The organism is Methylobacterium sp. Leaf466, assembly GCF_001425565.1.
Taxonomy (GTDB): domain Bacteria; phylum Pseudomonadota; class Alphaproteobacteria; order Rhizobiales; family Beijerinckiaceae; genus Methylobacterium.
This window is the reverse complement of sequence record NZ_LMRC01000009.1, coordinates 23,070-39,024: the sequence shown is the minus strand read 5'-3', so window position 1 is coordinate 39,024 and position 15,955 is coordinate 23,070. Positions and strand designations below refer to the sequence as shown.

General features: G+C 70.4%; 18 protein-coding genes. 10 read left to right on the top strand and 8 right to left on the bottom strand.

Translation table 11 applies throughout. The features are described 5' to 3' along the window. Positions 1–35: 35 nt before the first annotated feature. From purM to ASG59_RS05755, 3 genes are all read left to right on the top strand, one after another. Positions 36–1,103: a phosphoribosylformylglycinamidine cyclo-ligase gene (gene purM / locus ASG59_RS05765; protein ID WP_055883016.1), complete on the top strand. Its 1,068-nt coding sequence runs from the start codon at positions 36–38 to the stop codon at positions 1,101–1,103. Position 1,104: 1 nt separating this feature from the next. Beyond that, a complete protein-coding gene (gene purN, locus ASG59_RS05760) occupies positions 1,105–1,761 on the top strand; it encodes a phosphoribosylglycinamide formyltransferase (RefSeq protein ID WP_056286876.1) in 657 nt (218 codons plus the stop codon). Positions 1,762–2,100: 339 nt separating this feature from the next. After that, positions 2,101–2,352 (top strand): hypothetical protein, encoded by a 252-nt coding sequence (locus ASG59_RS05755; RefSeq protein WP_055882897.1) that lies wholly within the window; start codon positions 2,101–2,103, stop codon positions 2,350–2,352. A 586-nt stretch (positions 2,353–2,938) separates the two neighbouring features. Here the strand turns inward: ASG59_RS05755 and ASG59_RS05750 are convergent. Further along, on the bottom strand, positions 2,939–3,574 hold the full coding sequence (locus tag ASG59_RS05750) for a glutathione S-transferase N-terminal domain-containing protein (protein ID WP_056407461.1): 636 nt from the start codon (positions 3,572–3,574) through the stop codon (positions 2,939–2,941). A 239-nt stretch (positions 3,575–3,813) separates the two neighbouring features. Between ASG59_RS05750 and ASG59_RS05740 the strand changes: the two genes are divergently transcribed. Continuing rightward, a complete protein-coding gene (locus ASG59_RS05740; protein ID WP_055882891.1) occupies positions 3,814–4,068 on the top strand; it encodes a hypothetical protein in 255 nt (84 codons plus the stop codon). Between the two features lie 23 nt (positions 4,069–4,091). On the opposite strand, the gene ASG59_RS05735 is transcribed toward ASG59_RS05740, so the two are convergent. After that, positions 4,092–4,544 carry a GNAT family N-acetyltransferase gene (locus tag ASG59_RS05735; RefSeq protein WP_056407460.1) on the bottom strand — a complete coding sequence of 151 codons (453 nt, stop codon included), beginning with the start codon at positions 4,542–4,544 and terminating at the stop codon, positions 4,092–4,094. Positions 4,545–4,716: 172 nt separating this feature from the next. Between ASG59_RS05735 and ASG59_RS05730 the strand changes: the two genes are divergently transcribed. From ASG59_RS05730 to ASG59_RS05715, 4 genes are read left to right on the top strand one after another with little or no spacing between them, the layout of a single operon-like run. Beyond that, complete coding sequence (locus ASG59_RS05730) at positions 4,717–5,124, top strand: DUF4345 domain-containing protein (RefSeq protein ID WP_055882887.1); 408 nt, start codon at positions 4,717–4,719, stop codon at positions 5,122–5,124. Then, positions 5,121–7,160 carry an FUSC family protein gene (locus tag ASG59_RS05725; protein ID WP_056407457.1) on the top strand — a complete coding sequence of 680 codons (2,040 nt, stop codon included), beginning with the start codon at positions 5,121–5,123 and terminating at the stop codon, positions 7,158–7,160. The genes ASG59_RS05730 and ASG59_RS05725 overlap by 4 nt, the downstream gene beginning before the upstream one ends. Further along, positions 7,150–7,344, top strand: coding sequence for a DUF1656 domain-containing protein (locus ASG59_RS05720; RefSeq protein WP_055882883.1), 195 nt, complete (start codon positions 7,150–7,152; stop codon positions 7,342–7,344). Before ASG59_RS05725 ends, ASG59_RS05720 begins: the two co-directional genes overlap by 11 nt. Next, the gene (locus ASG59_RS05715; protein WP_056407455.1) at positions 7,344–8,345 is read left to right on the top strand and encodes an HlyD family secretion protein; all 1,002 of its coding nucleotides are present in this window, start codon (positions 7,344–7,346) and stop codon (positions 8,343–8,345) included. The genes ASG59_RS05720 and ASG59_RS05715 overlap by 1 nt, the downstream gene beginning before the upstream one ends. 1,027 nt (positions 8,346–9,372) lie before the next feature. On the opposite strand, the gene ASG59_RS05710 is transcribed toward ASG59_RS05715, so the two are convergent. From ASG59_RS05710 to ASG59_RS19745, 6 genes are all read right to left on the bottom strand, one after another. Beyond that, complete coding sequence (locus ASG59_RS05710; RefSeq protein ID WP_056407453.1) at positions 9,373–10,119, bottom strand: YfdX family protein; 747 nt, start codon at positions 10,117–10,119, stop codon at positions 9,373–9,375. A 282-nt stretch (positions 10,120–10,401) separates the two neighbouring features. Continuing rightward, positions 10,402–11,877: an Asp-tRNA(Asn)/Glu-tRNA(Gln) amidotransferase subunit GatB gene (gene gatB / locus ASG59_RS05705; protein WP_056407452.1), complete on the bottom strand. Its 1,476-nt coding sequence runs from the start codon at positions 11,875–11,877 to the stop codon at positions 10,402–10,404. Between the two features lie 223 nt (positions 11,878–12,100). Then, on the bottom strand, positions 12,101–12,400 hold the full coding sequence (locus ASG59_RS05700; protein WP_055882873.1) for a hypothetical protein: 300 nt from the start codon (positions 12,398–12,400) through the stop codon (positions 12,101–12,103). Positions 12,401–12,424: 24 nt separating this feature from the next. Further along, positions 12,425–13,906, bottom strand: coding sequence for an Asp-tRNA(Asn)/Glu-tRNA(Gln) amidotransferase subunit GatA (gene gatA / locus ASG59_RS05695; protein ID WP_056407481.1), 1,482 nt, complete (start codon positions 13,904–13,906; stop codon positions 12,425–12,427). Between the two features lie 94 nt (positions 13,907–14,000). Continuing rightward, complete coding sequence (gene gatC / locus ASG59_RS05690) at positions 14,001–14,288, bottom strand: Asp-tRNA(Asn)/Glu-tRNA(Gln) amidotransferase subunit GatC (RefSeq protein ID WP_055882871.1); 288 nt, start codon at positions 14,286–14,288, stop codon at positions 14,001–14,003. Between the two features lie 117 nt (positions 14,289–14,405). Next, positions 14,406–14,585, bottom strand: coding sequence for a hypothetical protein (locus ASG59_RS19745; RefSeq protein WP_082494686.1), 180 nt, complete (start codon positions 14,583–14,585; stop codon positions 14,406–14,408). 147 nt (positions 14,586–14,732) lie between these two features. Between ASG59_RS19745 and ASG59_RS05685 the strand changes: the two genes are divergently transcribed. Together ASG59_RS05685 and ruvX are read left to right on the top strand one after the other, a co-directional pair. Further along, positions 14,733–15,281: an SMI1/KNR4 family protein gene (locus tag ASG59_RS05685; RefSeq protein ID WP_056286860.1), complete on the top strand. Its 549-nt coding sequence runs from the start codon at positions 14,733–14,735 to the stop codon at positions 15,279–15,281. Next, positions 15,278–15,793 (top strand): Holliday junction resolvase RuvX, encoded by a 516-nt coding sequence (ruvX, locus tag ASG59_RS05680; RefSeq protein ID WP_055882867.1) that lies wholly within the window; start codon positions 15,278–15,280, stop codon positions 15,791–15,793. The genes ASG59_RS05685 and ruvX overlap by 4 nt, the downstream gene beginning before the upstream one ends. Positions 15,794–15,955 lie beyond the last annotated feature (162 nt).

The window sequence follows — 15,955 nt, the reverse complement described above, 5'->3', positions numbered from 1 at the left end:
AGGTCGCTGACGATCGGATGAAGGGCTCGCTGCGGATGACGGCCGAGAAGCAGAACGGACTGACCTACGCGCAGGCCGGTGTCGACATCGACGCCGGGAACGCCATGGTCGACACCATCAGGCCGCTGGTGCGCGCCACCCGCCGGCCGGGTGCGGATGCCGAGATCGGCGGTTTCGGCGGGTTGTTCGACCTCAAGGCCGCCGGCTTTGCCGACCCGATCCTGGTGGCGGCCAACGACGGGGTCGGCACCAAGGTGAAGATCGCCATCCTCACCGGGCGCCACGACACCATCGGCATCGACCTCGTGGCGATGTGCGTCAACGACATCGTCGTCCAGGGGGCCGAGCCGCTGTTCTTCCTCGATTACTACGCCACCGCCAGGCTGGTGCCGGGGGTCGGCGTCGACATCGTGCGCGGGATCGCGGAAGGCTGCCGGCAGGCGGGCTGCGCGCTCATCGGCGGCGAGACCGCCGAGATGCCCGGCCTCTACGCGGGCGACGACTACGACCTGGCCGGCTTCAGCGTCGGCGCGGCCGAGCGCGGCACGCTGCTGCCGCGCGAAGGCATCGCCGAGGGCGACGTGGTGCTCGGCCTGCCCTCCTCGGGCGTGCATTCCAACGGGTTCTCGCTGGTGCGCCGGATCGTCGAGGCGAGCGGGCTCGGCTACGAGGCGCCCGCCCCCTTCGCCCCCGGCCAGACCCTCGGCGAGGCGCTGCTGACGCCGACGCGGATCTACGTGAAGCCGCTGCTGGCCGCCCTGAAGGCCACCGACGGCATCAAGGCGCTGGCGCACATCACCGGCGGCGGCTTTCCCGACAACCTGCCCCGGGTGCTGCCCGACGGCGTCGGAATCGCCATCGACCTCGATGCGGTGCCCGTGCCCCCCGTGTTCGGCTGGCTGGCCGCCACCGGCAACGTCGCGGTGCCGGAGATGCTGCGCACCTTCAACTGCGGCATCGGCATGGTGGCGGTGGTGCGGGCCGAGGCGGCCGAGGCGGTGACGGCGGCCCTGGCGGCGGCCGGCGAGGCCGCCGTCCGGATCGGCCGGATCACCCCGCGCGGGCCCGAGCCCGTGACCTTCACCGGCACCCTCGCGCTCTGACATGACGCACCCGAGGAAGACCCGCGTCGCGATCCTGATCTCGGGGCGCGGCTCCAACATGGTCTCGATCCTGGCGGCCGCCGCGGCCCCCGACTATCCGGCCGAGATCGCCCTCGTCCTGTCGAACCGGCCGGAGGCGGCCGGGCTCGCCCATGCGGCGGCTGCGGGCATCGAGACCCGTGCCGTCGATCACCGCGCCTTTCCGGACCGCGCCAGCTTCGATGCCGCCCTCCATGCCGAATTGACGGCGGCGGGCATCGAGCTCGTGTGCCTGGCCGGTTTCATGCGCATCTTCTCAGGGCCCTTCGTGGAGGCCTGGGCCGGGCGGATGATCAACATCCATCCCTCGCTGCTGCCGCTGTTTCGCGGCACCGATACCCACGCCCAGGCCCTGGCGGCCGGGGTGCGCCTGCACGGCTGCACCGTGCATTACGTGGTGCCCGAGCTCGATGCCGGGCCGATCGTGGCCCAGGCCGCCGTGCCGGTGCGGCCGGGCGACGACCCCGACCGCCTCGCCGCCCGCATCCTCGTCGAGGAGCACCGGCTCTACCCGCAGGCCCTCGCCCTGGTCGCCGGCGGCCGGGCCCGCCTCGACGGGGACCGGGTGGTCTTCGCCGACGACGTGGCCTTTCCCGAGGGCGCCCTGCGCAGCCTGTAGCGGCGGGCGGCGCCGTCGTTCGTGCCGGGCGGGCGTGCCAAAGCGGACCCGGCGCGAAAGGATCGTGCCAAGTCGGTCGTGCCAAATCGGTCGTGACGCCGCAAAAATCGGCGGTATCCGGTACGATACGCTGGCGACCGTTGTCTTTTCCCAGTGTCCGAGGCCGCAGCGATCCCGTTCGGCGGTCGTCGCGGAATGACGGTCACGCGATTGTTGCACGGGACTCAGGCCTGGTCTGTCGTTTCACAGGGCCGTCATGTCCAAAAGGCGGGAACCCGGTACGCTGTCGCCGCTTTTGCCCTACACCCGATACCGCATGATTGCCCACGGACAATTGCCATGACCCATCGCCTCGCCGCCGCCGCGCTTGCCGCCGCGCTGAGCCTTTCGGCCGGTGCCGCCCTCGCCCAGAGCTACAACGCCCCGGCCGGCATCCCCGCCGCCACGGCCCCGGGCGGCCTCACCGGCCGTGCCGCCCCCTACAACCTCGCCGAGGAGCGGCACGCCCGCGGCCACGCGATGCGCCACGACGACATCGGCACCGGTTCGGTCCGCACCCGCCGCCATGTCCCAGACGGCTACGGCCGGTAGGGCGCTCCCATCCGTATCCGAGGGCGAAAGGGAAGCGTTCCGCGAGGAGGGCCGGCCCTTTTTCGTGATGCGGGGTCTCGGCGAGGGCTCGTCGCCTCCGTGCGCCGGACCGGGGCCGGATGCCCGCGCGTACAGGCGCCGCACGATCAATGGGCGGGCGACGCGCCTCCCCCTGCCGCCTCCCCCTGCCGCCGAACCCCTGCCGCCGAACCCCTGCCGCGCTGTCGCATTGTCTGCGCGGCGGTCTGGCCGACGGGTTCGTCGCCATGAGCGCCGACGGACCGGGGAGGTCCGAGGCCGCGCGCGAGCGGGCCGACGCCGTCGATGCCGAGACGGCGACGGCGAGGTCTCGATCATCGAGGGCCCGCTTAAGGACCACAAGGGTAAGGAGATCGCCGGAGCCAGCACACGGCGCTGGCCGAGAACGCGCTCGCCCTGGAGGGCACCACCTCTCTCGTGGAGGGGGTGAAGGGCTTGGCGTGAGCCAAGCATCACTCTGCGAAGTGTTTGGCGGTTCGCAGGAAAAAATGTTGCACCATCAAGGAAATCTAAGCAGTCATTCGTCGGGTGACCCACGAATGACTGCTTAGATCGCCGCCAGCCCGCGCTTCACCGCCGGGCGCGCGAGCACCTGGGTCAGCCAGCGCCGGACATGGGGCAGGCCCTCGAGGTCGACGCCCTGTTTCTCGTGGTACTTGGCCCAGGTCAGGATCGCGATGTCGGCGATGGAATAGTCGCCCGCCACGTGCTCGTGGGCGGCCAGGCGCCGGTCGAGGACGCCGTAGAGGCGGTGGGCCTCCTGCGTGAAGCGGTCGATGGCGTAGGCGATCTTTTCCTCGGCGTAGATCCGGAAATGGTGCGCTTGCCCGAGCATCGGCCCGAACCCGCCCACCTGCCAGGCCAGCCATTCGTCCACCAGGACGCGGGCGCGCTCGTCGGCGGGGTAGAGGCATCCCGTCTTGCGCCCGAGGTACTGCAGGATCGCGCCCGATTCGAACACCGAGATCGGCGTGCCGCCCGGCCCGTCCGGATCGACGATGGCCGGGATCTTGTTGTTGGGCGAGATCGAGAGGAAGTCCGGCGCCATCTGCTCGCCCTTGCCGATGTTCACCGGCACCACCCGATAGGGCAGGCCGCACTCCTCGAGCATGATCGGGACCTTCCAGCCGTTGGGCGTGCTCCAGGTGTGGACGTCGATGGGGTGTCCCGGTGCGATGGCCATGCGGCTGGTCTCGATCGTGTCAGGGGCGGTCGCCACCCGGTTCAAGCCGGCGGGCGGGGGAAGGTTGCACGCGGGCTCAGCTAGACCGCTTGTGGCGCCGAGCTCAAGCATCCCTCGCGCCGATCCGACCGCGATCATCCACAGCGCAGGGTTGCAGGACGTGGACATCGCCCTTGCCCTGCGGCTGCGGTTGCGCTTGGGATGATCGCCCGTGTGCGGAGCCTAGTGGGGATCGTCCGATGCTGAATCGTCTCGTCTGTGCCGCGTTGATCGGCGTTGCCCTCGCGATCCCCCTCCCCGCCGTGGCCCAGGCTCCGGCCGCCAAGGACGCGCCCAAGGAGATGACGGTCGGCCAGAGCGCGGCCCGCCAGCGCCAGAAGACCTGCGGCGCCCAGTGGCGCACGCTCTCGGTGAGCGAAAAGGCGACGCAGGGCCCGAAGTGGCCGCAGTACTTCAGCAAATGCGTCAAGAAGCTGAAGGAGCAGAAGGCCTGAAGCCCCGTCCCGGGCCCTGCGCGTCACAGCCGCTTGCGAAACCCCTCGTGACCGCGTTCGTAGCCGAGGCGGTCATAGAAGCGGTGGGCGTCGTGGCGCAGTCGCGACGAGGACAATTCGATCAGGGCCACGCCCTGCCGGCGGGCGATGTCCTCGGCCTGTCCGATCATCCAGGCGCCGATCCCGCGCGAGCGGCGGTCGGCCCTGACCTGAACGCTGGCGAGCTTGGCCCGGCGGGCGCCGCGTCCGGCCAGGGTGACGAACGACACGAGCTGGAACACGCCGACGATGTCGCCATCCTCGACGGCGACGTGGAGGCTCGTGCCCGGCGCGGCGGTGATCGCCGCGAGGGCGGCCCGGTAGTGGGCCTCGTTCCCGTCGGTCCAGGCGTCGCCGTGGCCGCCCAGCGTATCCGCCGCATAGAGGGCGACGATCGCCGCCAGATCGTCGGCTTCGGCGTCGCGGATCGTGAGCATCGTCCCTCCCTATGATGGCGCCGGCCGGTTCCTCCGAGCCGATCGGCCCCGCGAACCATCCGAGGATCCCGTCGATATCCTGAGCTTCGTGCCGCAACGCACCGTCTTCCCGGAACGTCCGGCGGATCGCCGCGCTGATAACCGTGACGACCCTCTCCCCGCCGGACCGACCATGATCGCCGAACGACGCTTCCTGCAACGCACCGTGGCCCTGGCCGCCGTGATCCCGGTGGCGGCCGGTGCCTACGGCGTCCTGTTCGGCATCGACGGGATCGGCCGGGCCGGCGCCGCCGACGTCTCGGCCGACAGTCATTTCCGCTACCTCTCGGGCCTGCTGACGGGCATCGGCATCCTGTTCTGGACCTGCGTGCCGGGGATCGAGGGCAAGACCGGGCTGTTTCGCTTCCTCACCCTGGTGGTGGTCCTGGGCGGCCTCGCCCGCCTCCTCGGCCTCTACCTCACCGGCCTGCCCTCCCTGACCATGCTGGCCGCGCTCGCCGTCGAACTGTTCCTCACGCCGCTGCTGTGCCTGTGGCAGGCGCGTATCGCGCGTCTGGCGGCCGACGAGCCGGTCGCGTGAGCGACCGTGCCGCGGTCTCCCGCCTCGACCGGGCGCTCGACCGGATCGAGGCGCTGGTCCCGGCGCCGGCCGCCTGGGCCTTCGCCCTGCGGATCTGGCTCGCCATGGTGCTCGCCCTCGGCATGGCGTTCTGGCTGCAACTCGCCAGCGCCTCCTCGGCGATGGTCTGCGTCGCCATCCTCGCGCAACCCAAGCGCGGTCAGGCGCGCGCCAAGGCGACCTATCGCTTCCTCGGCACGCTGGTCGGGGCCGTGGTCGGGCTCGCGCTGATCGGCCTGTTCGCGCAGGACCGGGTCCTGCTCCTGGTGTCCTTCACCGCCTGGCTGAGCCTGTGCGTCTACGTCGGCCAGTTCCTGCAGGATACGCGCTCCTACGGCGCGATGCTCTCGGGCTACACCGTGGCGATCGTCGCCATCGCCCATATCGATGCCCCCCAGGCCACTTTCGAGGCCGCGGTGGACCGGGTCGCTGCCATCGCCGTGGGGATCCTCGTCGTCACCCTCGTCAACGATGCCCTGGGGGCGCCCGGGATCTGGCGCGGCCTGCGCCGGAGCCTCGCCGACGCCCATGCCGAGGCCAGGGCCTTCGCCCGCGAGGCCCTGACCAGGGCCGATCCGGGGCCCGAGCGCACCGCCGCCCTGATCCGGCGGGTGGCGGCCCTGCGCGGCGATGCGGTGGCCGTGCGCGAGGAATTCCGCGACGGTGACCATCGCTCCGCCGGGGCGCGCAGCACCATCGCCGCCCTCTACGCCATGACGGCCGCGGCCCGGGCCCTCGCCGAGGCTGCGCGGCGTTGCCCCGACCAAGGTCCGCGGCCGCGAGAGGCGCTAGGGCTCTGCCGGGGCCTCCTCGCGCCGGATTCGCGTGAGGATTCCACCCTGGTCGCGGCCGATCTCCACGCCCTGGTCGAGGCGGGCGTAGCCGAGGGCGACGACCTCGGCACCATCCTCGTCCTGCAGCGGGCCCTGGACGTCGCCGAGGCGGTCGTTCACGCCGAGGACGGCCTGGCCAGCCTCGAGGCCGGACGCCGCCCGTTGCGCACCGTGTCGCTGCCCACCCATCGCGACGCGCCGGTCGCCCTGCGCGGGGCCGCGCGGGTGGCGCTGGCCTTCGGCCTCACCGCCCTGTTCTTCGTCGCCACCGGCTGGCCCGGCACCACCTTCGCCCTCGTCCAGGTGGCGGCCATGGGCGCCCTGTCCACCACCGCACCGAATCCGAAGGCCTTCGCCCGCGGCGTCCTCATCGGCATGCCCCTGGCGTCCGCCTGTGCCGGCTTCGTCCTGTTCGGCATGCTGTCGGGCGTGCAGGGCTTCCCGCTCCTGGCCATCGCCATCGCGCCGGTGGTGGCCGTGGCCTGCTTCCTCTGCCTCAACCCGGCGACCTTCTCGGTCGGCTTCATCCTGCTCGTGTTCTTTCCGGTGCTGCTGTCGCCCTCGAATCCGCAGGGCTACGATCCGCAGGGTTTCCTCGGCAACGCCTTCCTCGTCGTGGTGGCCGCCGTGATCCTGTCGGTGGCGGTGCGGGTGATTCTGCCGCTGACCCCCGCCCGCCACCGCGCCTTCGCCCTCGACTCGGCCCGCCGCTCCCTCCTCGACGCGCTGGCCGGAGACGGGGGCGACGCCACCACCCGCACCAGCCTCAACAGCGACCGCCTGCTCCAGTTCGCGCAGTGGACCTCCGGCAGCGGCGCGGTGCGGGCGATGGCCATGGCCCACGCCTTCGCGCTCTCGCGCCTGGAGGCGGCCGCGGCCAGAGCGCACGGGCAGTTCCGCGTCCTCGACCGGATCCCGGCCCTGGAGACGCCCGTCGCCTCCGGCCGGCGGGCGTTCGCCGCCCTCGACGGCCCCGCCATGGAGCGCGCCGGCCGCGCCCTCGTGGAGGCCGGTCGCGGGGGCGACGCGGCGACCCGCGGGTGCATCGCCCGGGCCGCCGGCGATCTCGCCACGGCCGCCGCCCTCGTCCACGACCACGGCCGCTTCCTGAGGCGGCTCGGGCTGCCGGCCCGGACGGATGCGAGGCGCGCCGATGTTCCATGACCTCGATATCGGCGGCGTCCTGGTCTCGCCGTTCCTCGCCTATGCCGCCGGCGCGCTGCTCCTGCTCGTGCTGCTGCGCCGGCTTTTCGCCGGCCTGCGCCTGTCGCGCTACGTCGCCAACCCGCCGCTGGCCGAGGCCGGGATCTACGTCTGCCTCCTCGCCCTCCTGATCGTGTTCCTGTGATGCCCGACCATGCTCCCCGCCGTTCCCGTCGCCTCGCCCGCCTGGGGCGGCTCCTCCTCACCGGTCTGATCCTGGGCGCCGCGCTCGTCGCGGCAATCGTGGTGTGGCGCTACTACGTGGTCGCCCCCTGGACCCGCGACGGCCGGGTGCGGGTGCAGGTGGCCAGCGTCGCGCCCCAGGTCTCGGGCCAGATCGTCGACCTGAGGGTCGTCGACAACCAGGCGGTGGCCAAGGGCGACGTGCTCTACGTGATCGACCCGGTCGATTTCGAGATCGCCATCCGCCAGGCCGAGGCCGAGGTCGAGAACCGCGAGGCCGACCTCCAGGTGAAGCGCACCCAGGCGGCCCGGCGCGAGGCGCTGACCACCCTCTCCACCTCGGTGGAGGAAAAGCAGCAGTACGCCGGCACCGCCCGGATCGCCGAGGCCGCGCTGGCCTCGGCCCGGGCCGGCCTCGCCAAGGCCAGGCTCAACCTGGAGCGGGCTCAGGTGCGCTCGCCCGTCAGCGGCCGCGTCACCAATCTGCTGCTGCGCAGGGGCGACTACGCCACCACCGGCACCGTCAACATCGCGGTGATCGACACCGATTCGTTCTGGATCGACGGCTACTTCGAAGAGACCAAGATGGCCGGCATCCGTGTCGGCGACCGGGCCACCGCCGAACTCATGGGCTACGCCGCCCCGGTGGCCGGGACGGTGGAGAGCATCACCCTGGGCATCAGCAGCGGCAACGCCGCGCCGAGCACGCAGGGGCTGCCCAACGTCGATCCCGTTTACACCTGGGTGCGGCTGGCCCAGCGGGTCCCCGTGCGCATCCGGATCGACCGGGTGCCAGACGGCGTCACCCTGGTCGCCGGCATGACCGCCACCGTGTCGGTGGGTGAGCCCGGGGGGCATGGGCGAGACTGGCTCATGGCCCTGCGCGACCGGGTGCTGGGCACCGGCGAGGAGCGCGCGGAAAACCACCGCTCCCCGCCGCCCCGGACGCATGCGGGCGGTTGATCTCCTCCGCCCCATGATCCCGTCGGCCGGCCCTCCTCGCCCTTCCCCGGATCACCCTCCGCGTCGCTCCACCCGTCCGGGCAAGGTCCGGTCGAGCAGGCTCCCGCGAGCCGTATGTCGGCCGGTTCACGGGGGTAGCGATCGAACGCAGAGCGTTTCTGCAGCGCCTGCAAATTCGCCGCAAGTGTTTGAATTGCAAGGGATGCGGCGCGTTCGGTATCGCTCCGTCAAGCGTCATCGACCGCAAGAACTCTCAAAGTGCTTGACGACGTCCCGATCCGGTCGCACTCTACCCCTGTGCTTCGCCCGTGAAGCACAGAAGGCCAAAGCCTTAAGTATTGGGCTGAGGGTCTTCGGTCGACGCTGAAGGAGACAGGAATGACTCCACCCCAGCAGGACGCTGCCAGGATCGCCTGAGGGACCGGTTCGGCCCGAAGCGTAGCAGCACTGACGGACATCGCGACGGAAGCGGTTTCAGGGGCGCAGAAGCGGCCGATACGGCACGACTTCGAACGCGCATCAGCCCCAACTCAAGCCGCTTCCGCCGCGATCGGTGGATCCGCGACGCTCACCGCCCGGCGGCCGTAGTCGACGGCCGTCCTCTCATCCCCTCAGCTCAAATCGCGGCCTGTGCTCCCGCCGTTCGTGCCTCGGGCCAGCCGAGATGTCGGAGAGCGGGGTTTTTACAGGTCCAGGGTCGAGCGCTGCGGATATCGGGGTCCTACCTTGTGAACCTGTCCAAGGGCCTCTGCTCTTGGGAAACCCATGTCTCATCCCATTTCCGGTTCTCATCCCATTTCCGGTTCTCATCCCATTTCCGGTTGATCACTTCGTGATGCGGACATGGGCTTCGCTCAGGCGCCGCGCGGGCTCGGTGATACCGTTCCCGCTCGATCCAAGCGGAAACCGTATCACCGGTGAAAGGCAGGGGCGCAGGCTATGGCGTGTCGTCCCTCACTCTCATGCTCTGATTTCGGAGGACTATGCGTCGGATGCCGACGCATAGTCCGTTTCGGTGGCGCTGCGCTTACTTGACCGCCGGAGCCTGTGCCGGCTTGACACTCGGCGTCGCCGTCGTATCGGCCTTGGTGGCCGCCTTGGGCATCGCCGTCACGTCGATCACGTCGAAGCGGACGCCGTTCTCGGCGGTCTGGAGCGCCACGTTGGCCTCGTAGTACTGGCCCGCGGCGATGAACTTGGCCGCCTGATTCACCTCGTCGGTGGTCTTGACGAGCGGCACGACGGCCATCGTGAAATTCACGTCGACATCGGCGAGCTTCAGCCGTTCGATGGCCGCCTTCCGGTCACCCTTGGCGACGTGCTTGTTCGCATCCGCCACGGCCGCGGTCTTCAGGGGCGTCGCGACGAAGTCGTTGGCGAGGACGAGCTGGCCGTCCACCGGCAGCCAAGCCACGGGCTGGGTGTCGGGCTTCCCGTCGGTTGGGGGCTGCTGCCGGCCCATCGTCGTGGGCCCCGTCGTTTTGGAGGCCGTGTCCTTCATCGGCATGAGGTCGGCCTCCGCCTTGGTGAAGACCGCCTCGTCGGTCTTGGCCTGGTCGAGCGCGGTCTTGGCCTGGGCCACGTAGCGTCCCGCATCCTCCGGTTTCGCCTCGAAGATCGCCAGGCGCGCGAGCCGCAGGTCACGGTAGGCGCGGGCGCCGTCGGCCGACAGCTTTCCGGCGGCGCGCTCGACGGCGACATCCTTGGAAGCCGTGTTGTCGGCCATCGCGTAGCCGCCCGGCAGGGCGACCCCGGAAAGGAGGACGGTTGCCATGAAAGCCGCGACACCGGCTGTTCTCGTCTTCGTCATGATCGTCTCCGTTCGCTCCGAACGGTGTGGCGAGCCATCGAGGCCGTCTTCTTGCACCGCCGAACGCACGATCATGAAACGACTTTGCGGGGGCGATGTTGCGTGAATTCTTGGTAATGTCTCGGACGGATGGCCGCAATATCGTCTCTTAGCCTGTCTCCACAGACGACAGCCGGCCGATCTTCTGAATACGGAATACGCCGTCGACGGCCCCGATGGGCTGGGGCCGTCGTCTTGTCCGGTGCCCTATCCTTCGATTCCGAGTTTCGCCTTCAAGAGCGCGTTCACCGCCTCCGGGTTGGCCTTGCCGCCGGTGGCCTTCATGGTCTGGCCGACGAACCAGCCGAGCAGGGTCGGCTTCTCCTTGGCCTGTGCGACCTTGTCGGGATTCCTGGCGATGATCTCGTCCACCGCCGCCTCGATGGCGCCGGTGTCGGTGACCTGCCGCAAGCCGCGCGATTCGACGAGCGCCCGCGGGTCGCCGCCCTCCGACCACACGATCTCGAACAGGTCCTTGGCGATCTTGCCGGAAATCACGCCCTCGGCGATGAGATCGACGATGGCGCCGAGCCGGTCGGCCGAGACCGGGCTCGTCTCGATGCTCAAGGATTCCTTGTTGAGGCGCCCGAACAGCTCGTTGATGACCCAGTTGGCCGCCGCCTTGCCGTCGCGACCCTTGGCGACAGCCTCGAAGTAATCGGCGCTCGCCCGCTCGGCCACGAGCACGCCGGCGTCGTAGGCGGAGAGGCCGTAGTCGGCGATGAAGCGGGCCTTCTTGGCATCGGGCAGTTCGGGCAGGCCGGCGGCCAGGGCATCGACATAGGCCTGGTCGAATTCCAGCGGCAGCAGGTCGGGGTCGGGGAAGTAGCGGTAGTCGTGCGCCTCCTCCTTCGAGCGCATCGAGCGGGTCTCGCCCTTGGCCGGATCGAACAGGCGGGTCTCCTGGCTGATGGTGCCGCCGTCCTCGATGATCGCGATCTGGCGGCGCGCCTCGGTCTCGATGGCCTGACCGATGAAGCGGATCGAATTGACGTTCTTGATTTCGCAGCGGGTGCCGAGCGGGTCGCCGGGCTTCCTCACGGACACGTTGACGTCGGCGCGCAAGGAGCCTTTCTCCATGTCGCCGTCGCAGGTGCCGAGATAGCGCAGGATGGTGCGCAGCTTCGTCACGTAGGCGCGCGCCTCCTCCGAGGAGCGCAGATCCGGCCGCGAGACGATCTCCATCAGGGCGACGCCCGAGCGGTTGAGGTCGACGAAGCTCTGGGTCGGGTTCTGGTCGTGCAGCGACTTGCCCGCGTCCTGCTCGAGATGCAGCCGCTCGACGCCCACCGTGATGCTGGTGCCGTCGGGCAGGTCGACGATCACCTCGCCCTCCCCGACGATGGGGTCCTTGAACTGGCTGATCTGGTAGCCCTGCGGCAGGTCCGGATAGAAGTAGTTCTTCCGGTCGAACACCGAACGGTGGTTGATCCGCGCCTTCAGCCCGAGGCCGGTGCGCACCGCCTGGGCGACGCATTCCGCGTTGATCACCGGCAGCATGCCGGGCATGGCCGCGTCCACCAGCGAGACATGGTCGTTGGGCTCGCCGCCGAATTCCGTCGAGGCGCCGGAGAACAGCTTGGAGCGGCTGGTGACCTGGGCGTGGATCTCCATGCCGATCACGACCTCCCAGTCGTGCAGGCCGCCCTTGATGAGCTTTTTTGGGTTTACGGGTGCGGTCATGGCGGTCGGACTCGGGTTTGGGAGGCCACAGGCCTCTCGCATGTCTGCGCGGTTGCTGCCTGAGACGCGGCTTCCCTCTCCTGGAAGGAGAGGGATAGGGTGAGGAGTAAGACCTCGCCGGAGATCGCACTCCCCTCACACCTGCCTCTCTCCCCATGGGAGAGGGAGTCCGCGCTCGTCTCGACCGCCGGTCGGAGCATCTAGGGAGCGGCCGCGAAGGCGGTCAAGCGCGGCGGCGAAACACCATCCGCGCGCCGAAGGCGGCCAGCGCCCACAGGAACGCCCCGCCGGTGCGCACGGGAAAGAAGGTCGGCAGGTCGCGCCCGATCGGGGCCGGCCACGGGATGCCCGCCATGGTCAGGAGCCAGCTCGTGAGCACCGAGGCCGTGAAGGCCATCAGCGCCACCAGGATCAGCTTGACGACCTGGTCGGACTTCCACCCCATCACCACGGCGACGAGGATGAGCACCGGATCGAGCGCCGCCCAGATCCAGACGTCGAAGGGATAGACTGGGACGGTCATCGCGGATCCTTCATCACAGATCCTTCATGCCCACCACGCCAGCGGCAGCACCGTGCGCCCGGCCGCCTCCTCGATCACCTGCGCGGTGGCGAACAGGGTCTCCTCGTCGAAGGGCCGGCCGATCAGCTGGAGGCCGAGCGGCAGCCCCTGCGCGTCGAGCCCGGCCGGGACCGCGATGCCGGGCAGGCCGGCCATGTTCACGGTGACCGTGAACACGTCGTTAAGGTACATCTCGACGGGATCGGCCGACGCCTTCTCGCCGATGCCGAAGGCGGCCGACGGCGTGGCGGGGGTGAGGATGGCGTCGACGCCGGCCGCATAGGCCTCCTCGAAGTCGCGCTTGATCAGGGTGCGGATCTTCTGGGCACGCACGTAGTAGGCGTCGTAATAGCCCGCCGAGAGCACGTAGGTGCCGATCATGATGCGGCGCTTGACCTCGCGGCCGAAGCCCGCCGCGCGGGTCTTCTCGTACATCTCGGCGATGTCACGCCCCGGCACGCGCAGGCCGTAGCGCACGCCGTCGTAGCGCGCGAGGTTGGAGGAGGCCTCCGCCGGCGCCACGATGTAGTAGGCCGGCAGCGCCAGCTTGGTGTGCGGCAGCGAGATCTCCCTGATCGTCGCGCCGGCCGCGCGCAGCCAGTCCGCGCCCTGGTCCCACAGCGCCTGGATTTCGGCGGGCATGCCCTCGACCCGGTACTCCTTCGGGATGCCAATGGTCAGGCCCTTGACCCCGCGCGAGACGGCGGCCTCGAAATCCGGCACCGCCAAGTCGGCGCAGGTGGTGTCGCGGGCATCCGGCCCGGCCATGGAGGCGAGCAGGATCGCGCAATCGCGCACCGTGCGGGCGATCGGCCCGGCCTGGTCGAGGGACGAGGCGAAGGCCACCGTGCCCCAGCGCGAGCAGCGCCCGTAGGTCGGCTTGATGCCCACCGTGCCGGTGAAGGCGGCGGGCTGGCGGATGGACCCGCCCGTGTCGGTGGCGGTGGCGCCCAGGCACAGGCGCGCGGCCACCGCCGCCGCCGACCCGCCCGAGGAGCCGCCGGGCACCAGCGGCGCGTCGGAGCCGGTCCGGCGCCAGGGCGAGATCACGCTGCCGTAGGCGCTGGTCTCGTTGGACGAGCCCATGGCGAACTCGTCGAGGTTGAGCTTGCCCAGCATCACCGCGCCGTCGCGCCACAGGTTGTGGCTCACCGCCGATTCGTAGTGCGGCTGGAAGGTCTCGAGGATCTTCGAGCCCGCCGTGGTGGTGACGCCGTGGGTGCAGAACAGGTCCTTGATCCCCAGGGGCAGGCCCTCCAGCGGGCGCGCCTCGCCGGCCGCGATCTTGGTGTCGGCCACCGCCGCCATCTCGAGGGCGCGCTCGGGGGTCTCCAGGAGGTAGGCGTTGAGGCTGCGCGCCGCCGCGATGGCGCCGATATGCGCCTGCGCCATTTCGACGGCGGAAAAGTCCTTGGCCTTGAGGCCGTCGCGGGCCTGCGCCAGGGTGAGGTCGTTCAACGTCGTCATGGTCACTCGCGTCCCGGCGCTCGGCCCCAGAAGTCCGGTGGCATCGCGTCGCCGTGCCGGCGCCGAACGATCCCCGGAGAGAAAATCCCGCCCGCTACTCGACCACCTTCGGAACCAGGAAATAATGGTCCTCGGTCTCGGGGGCGTTGAACACGACGTCGCGGGCGCGGCCGCCCTCCGTGACCACGTCCTCGCGCTTCTTCATCGCCATCGGGGTGACGGAGGTCATCGGTTCGATGCCCGACACGTCGACGGCACCGAGCTGCTCGACGAAGGCGAGGATGGCGTTGAGCTCGTCCTGGAGCGGCGCGACCTCCTCCTCGCTCACCGCGATGCGGGCGAGATGCGCGATACGCCTCACCGTGTTGGCGTCCACCGACATGCTGATTTCAAACCCGATCCGCGAAGGGAGCCCGAAGGCGCCGCGCGGCTATAGCACCGGGCTTCGCGGGCTCGCAACGGTTGGCCCCGACGACCCCGGGCACCGACGACCCCGGGGTCAGACGATCTCGTGGTCCGGATTGCCGGGAAGCTCCACGGCCACCCCCGGCCGGTAGGGCTTCATGCCGGCCTGGGTGAAGCCGGCCACCAGGATCTCGAAGGCGACGAGCAGCATCAGCTTGTGCCGAAGCCGCAGGGGACGCCGGGGACGGGGCGCGACAGCGTGTGAGGGGCGCATGGGCGGCTCGGGCTCCGGGGCGTGACGTCGAGGGGGGCTTGGCGTCGTTGGTTAACAAACCGTTAACGCAATCGCCATGGGCTGGGCTACGCACGCGCCGGAACCACCTGTGAACAGGGTTAACGCTTGGCCGGGAGTGCGTGCGTGATGTGGGATGCGGTGTTTGCCACCCTGCGGCCCGGGGTGGTCTGCGACGACGAGGCCCTCGCCCGGGCTGAGGCCGCCCTCGGCTTCCCCCTGCCCGAGAGCTACCGCAGCTTCTGTCGGACCTGCGGCGCGGGGCTGGCCGGCGGCCACATCCGGATCGCGGTGCCGGACCAGGCGGAGGGCGCCGACCTCGTCAGCGTGGCGGAGGTGATCGCCCACGGGGTCGCCGCGGCCCGCGCCGAGCACGAGATCGGCGTCTTCGACGTGGCCGGCGACGATGCCAGCGTCGTCGACCGGGCCTGCTTCTTCGGCCGCGGCGAGGCCGGCGAGCTGCTGTTCTGGGACGTGGTGCCGGGGCGGGGCGAGTACGAGATCTGGGTGCTGGCCGCCGACCTCGAATCGGTCCGGTTCGGGGGCGCCGACCTCGCCGACCTGCTGGCCCGGCTGCAGGGGCCGGCGGTGCGCGGCATCCTCGGGCTCGACGCCGTCCCCCTGCCCGCCACCTTCGTGGGCGACGACGCGGCCCCGGACGGGACGCTGCTGTCGTGAGCGAGGCCGAGATCCTCGCCTTCCTCGCCGCCGCCGCACCGCGCTCGCGCCTCATCGGCATCGATCTGGGCACCAAGACCATCGGCCTCGCCCTGTGCGACGGCGGCCGCCGCATCGCCTCGCCTCTGGAGACGATCCGCCGGGTCAAGTTCACCCCCGACGTCGCCCGCCTGCGCAGCCTGTGCGAGACCCATGCGGTCGGCGGGCTGGTGATCGGCCTGCCGCTGAACATGGACGGCAGCGAGGGGCCCCGGGTGCAATCCACCCGCTCCTTCGTGCGCAACCTGAAGCCGCTGCTGCCGCTGCCGGTGCTGTTCTGGGACGAGCGCCTGTCCACGGCGGCGGTGACCCGCGCGATGATCGCCGCCGATGCCTCGCGGGCCAGGCGCGGCCAGGTCGTGGACCAGCTCGCCGCCGCCTACATCCTGCAGGGCTGCCTCGACACGATGCGGGGGCTGGTGGAGGAGGAGACCGGAGAGGCGCTCGACCCCGATGCCCCCTCCGGAGCCTGACGCAACGATGGTCTGTTTGGCCTCCGCGAGGGCGATACACAGGCCCCGTGACCGATCTTCTGGAGCATGCCGTCGAGCGGGTGTGCGCGCTCATCCCATTTCCGGTTGATCACGTCGTGATGCGGACATGGGCTTCGCTCAGGCGCCGAGCGGGCTCGGTGA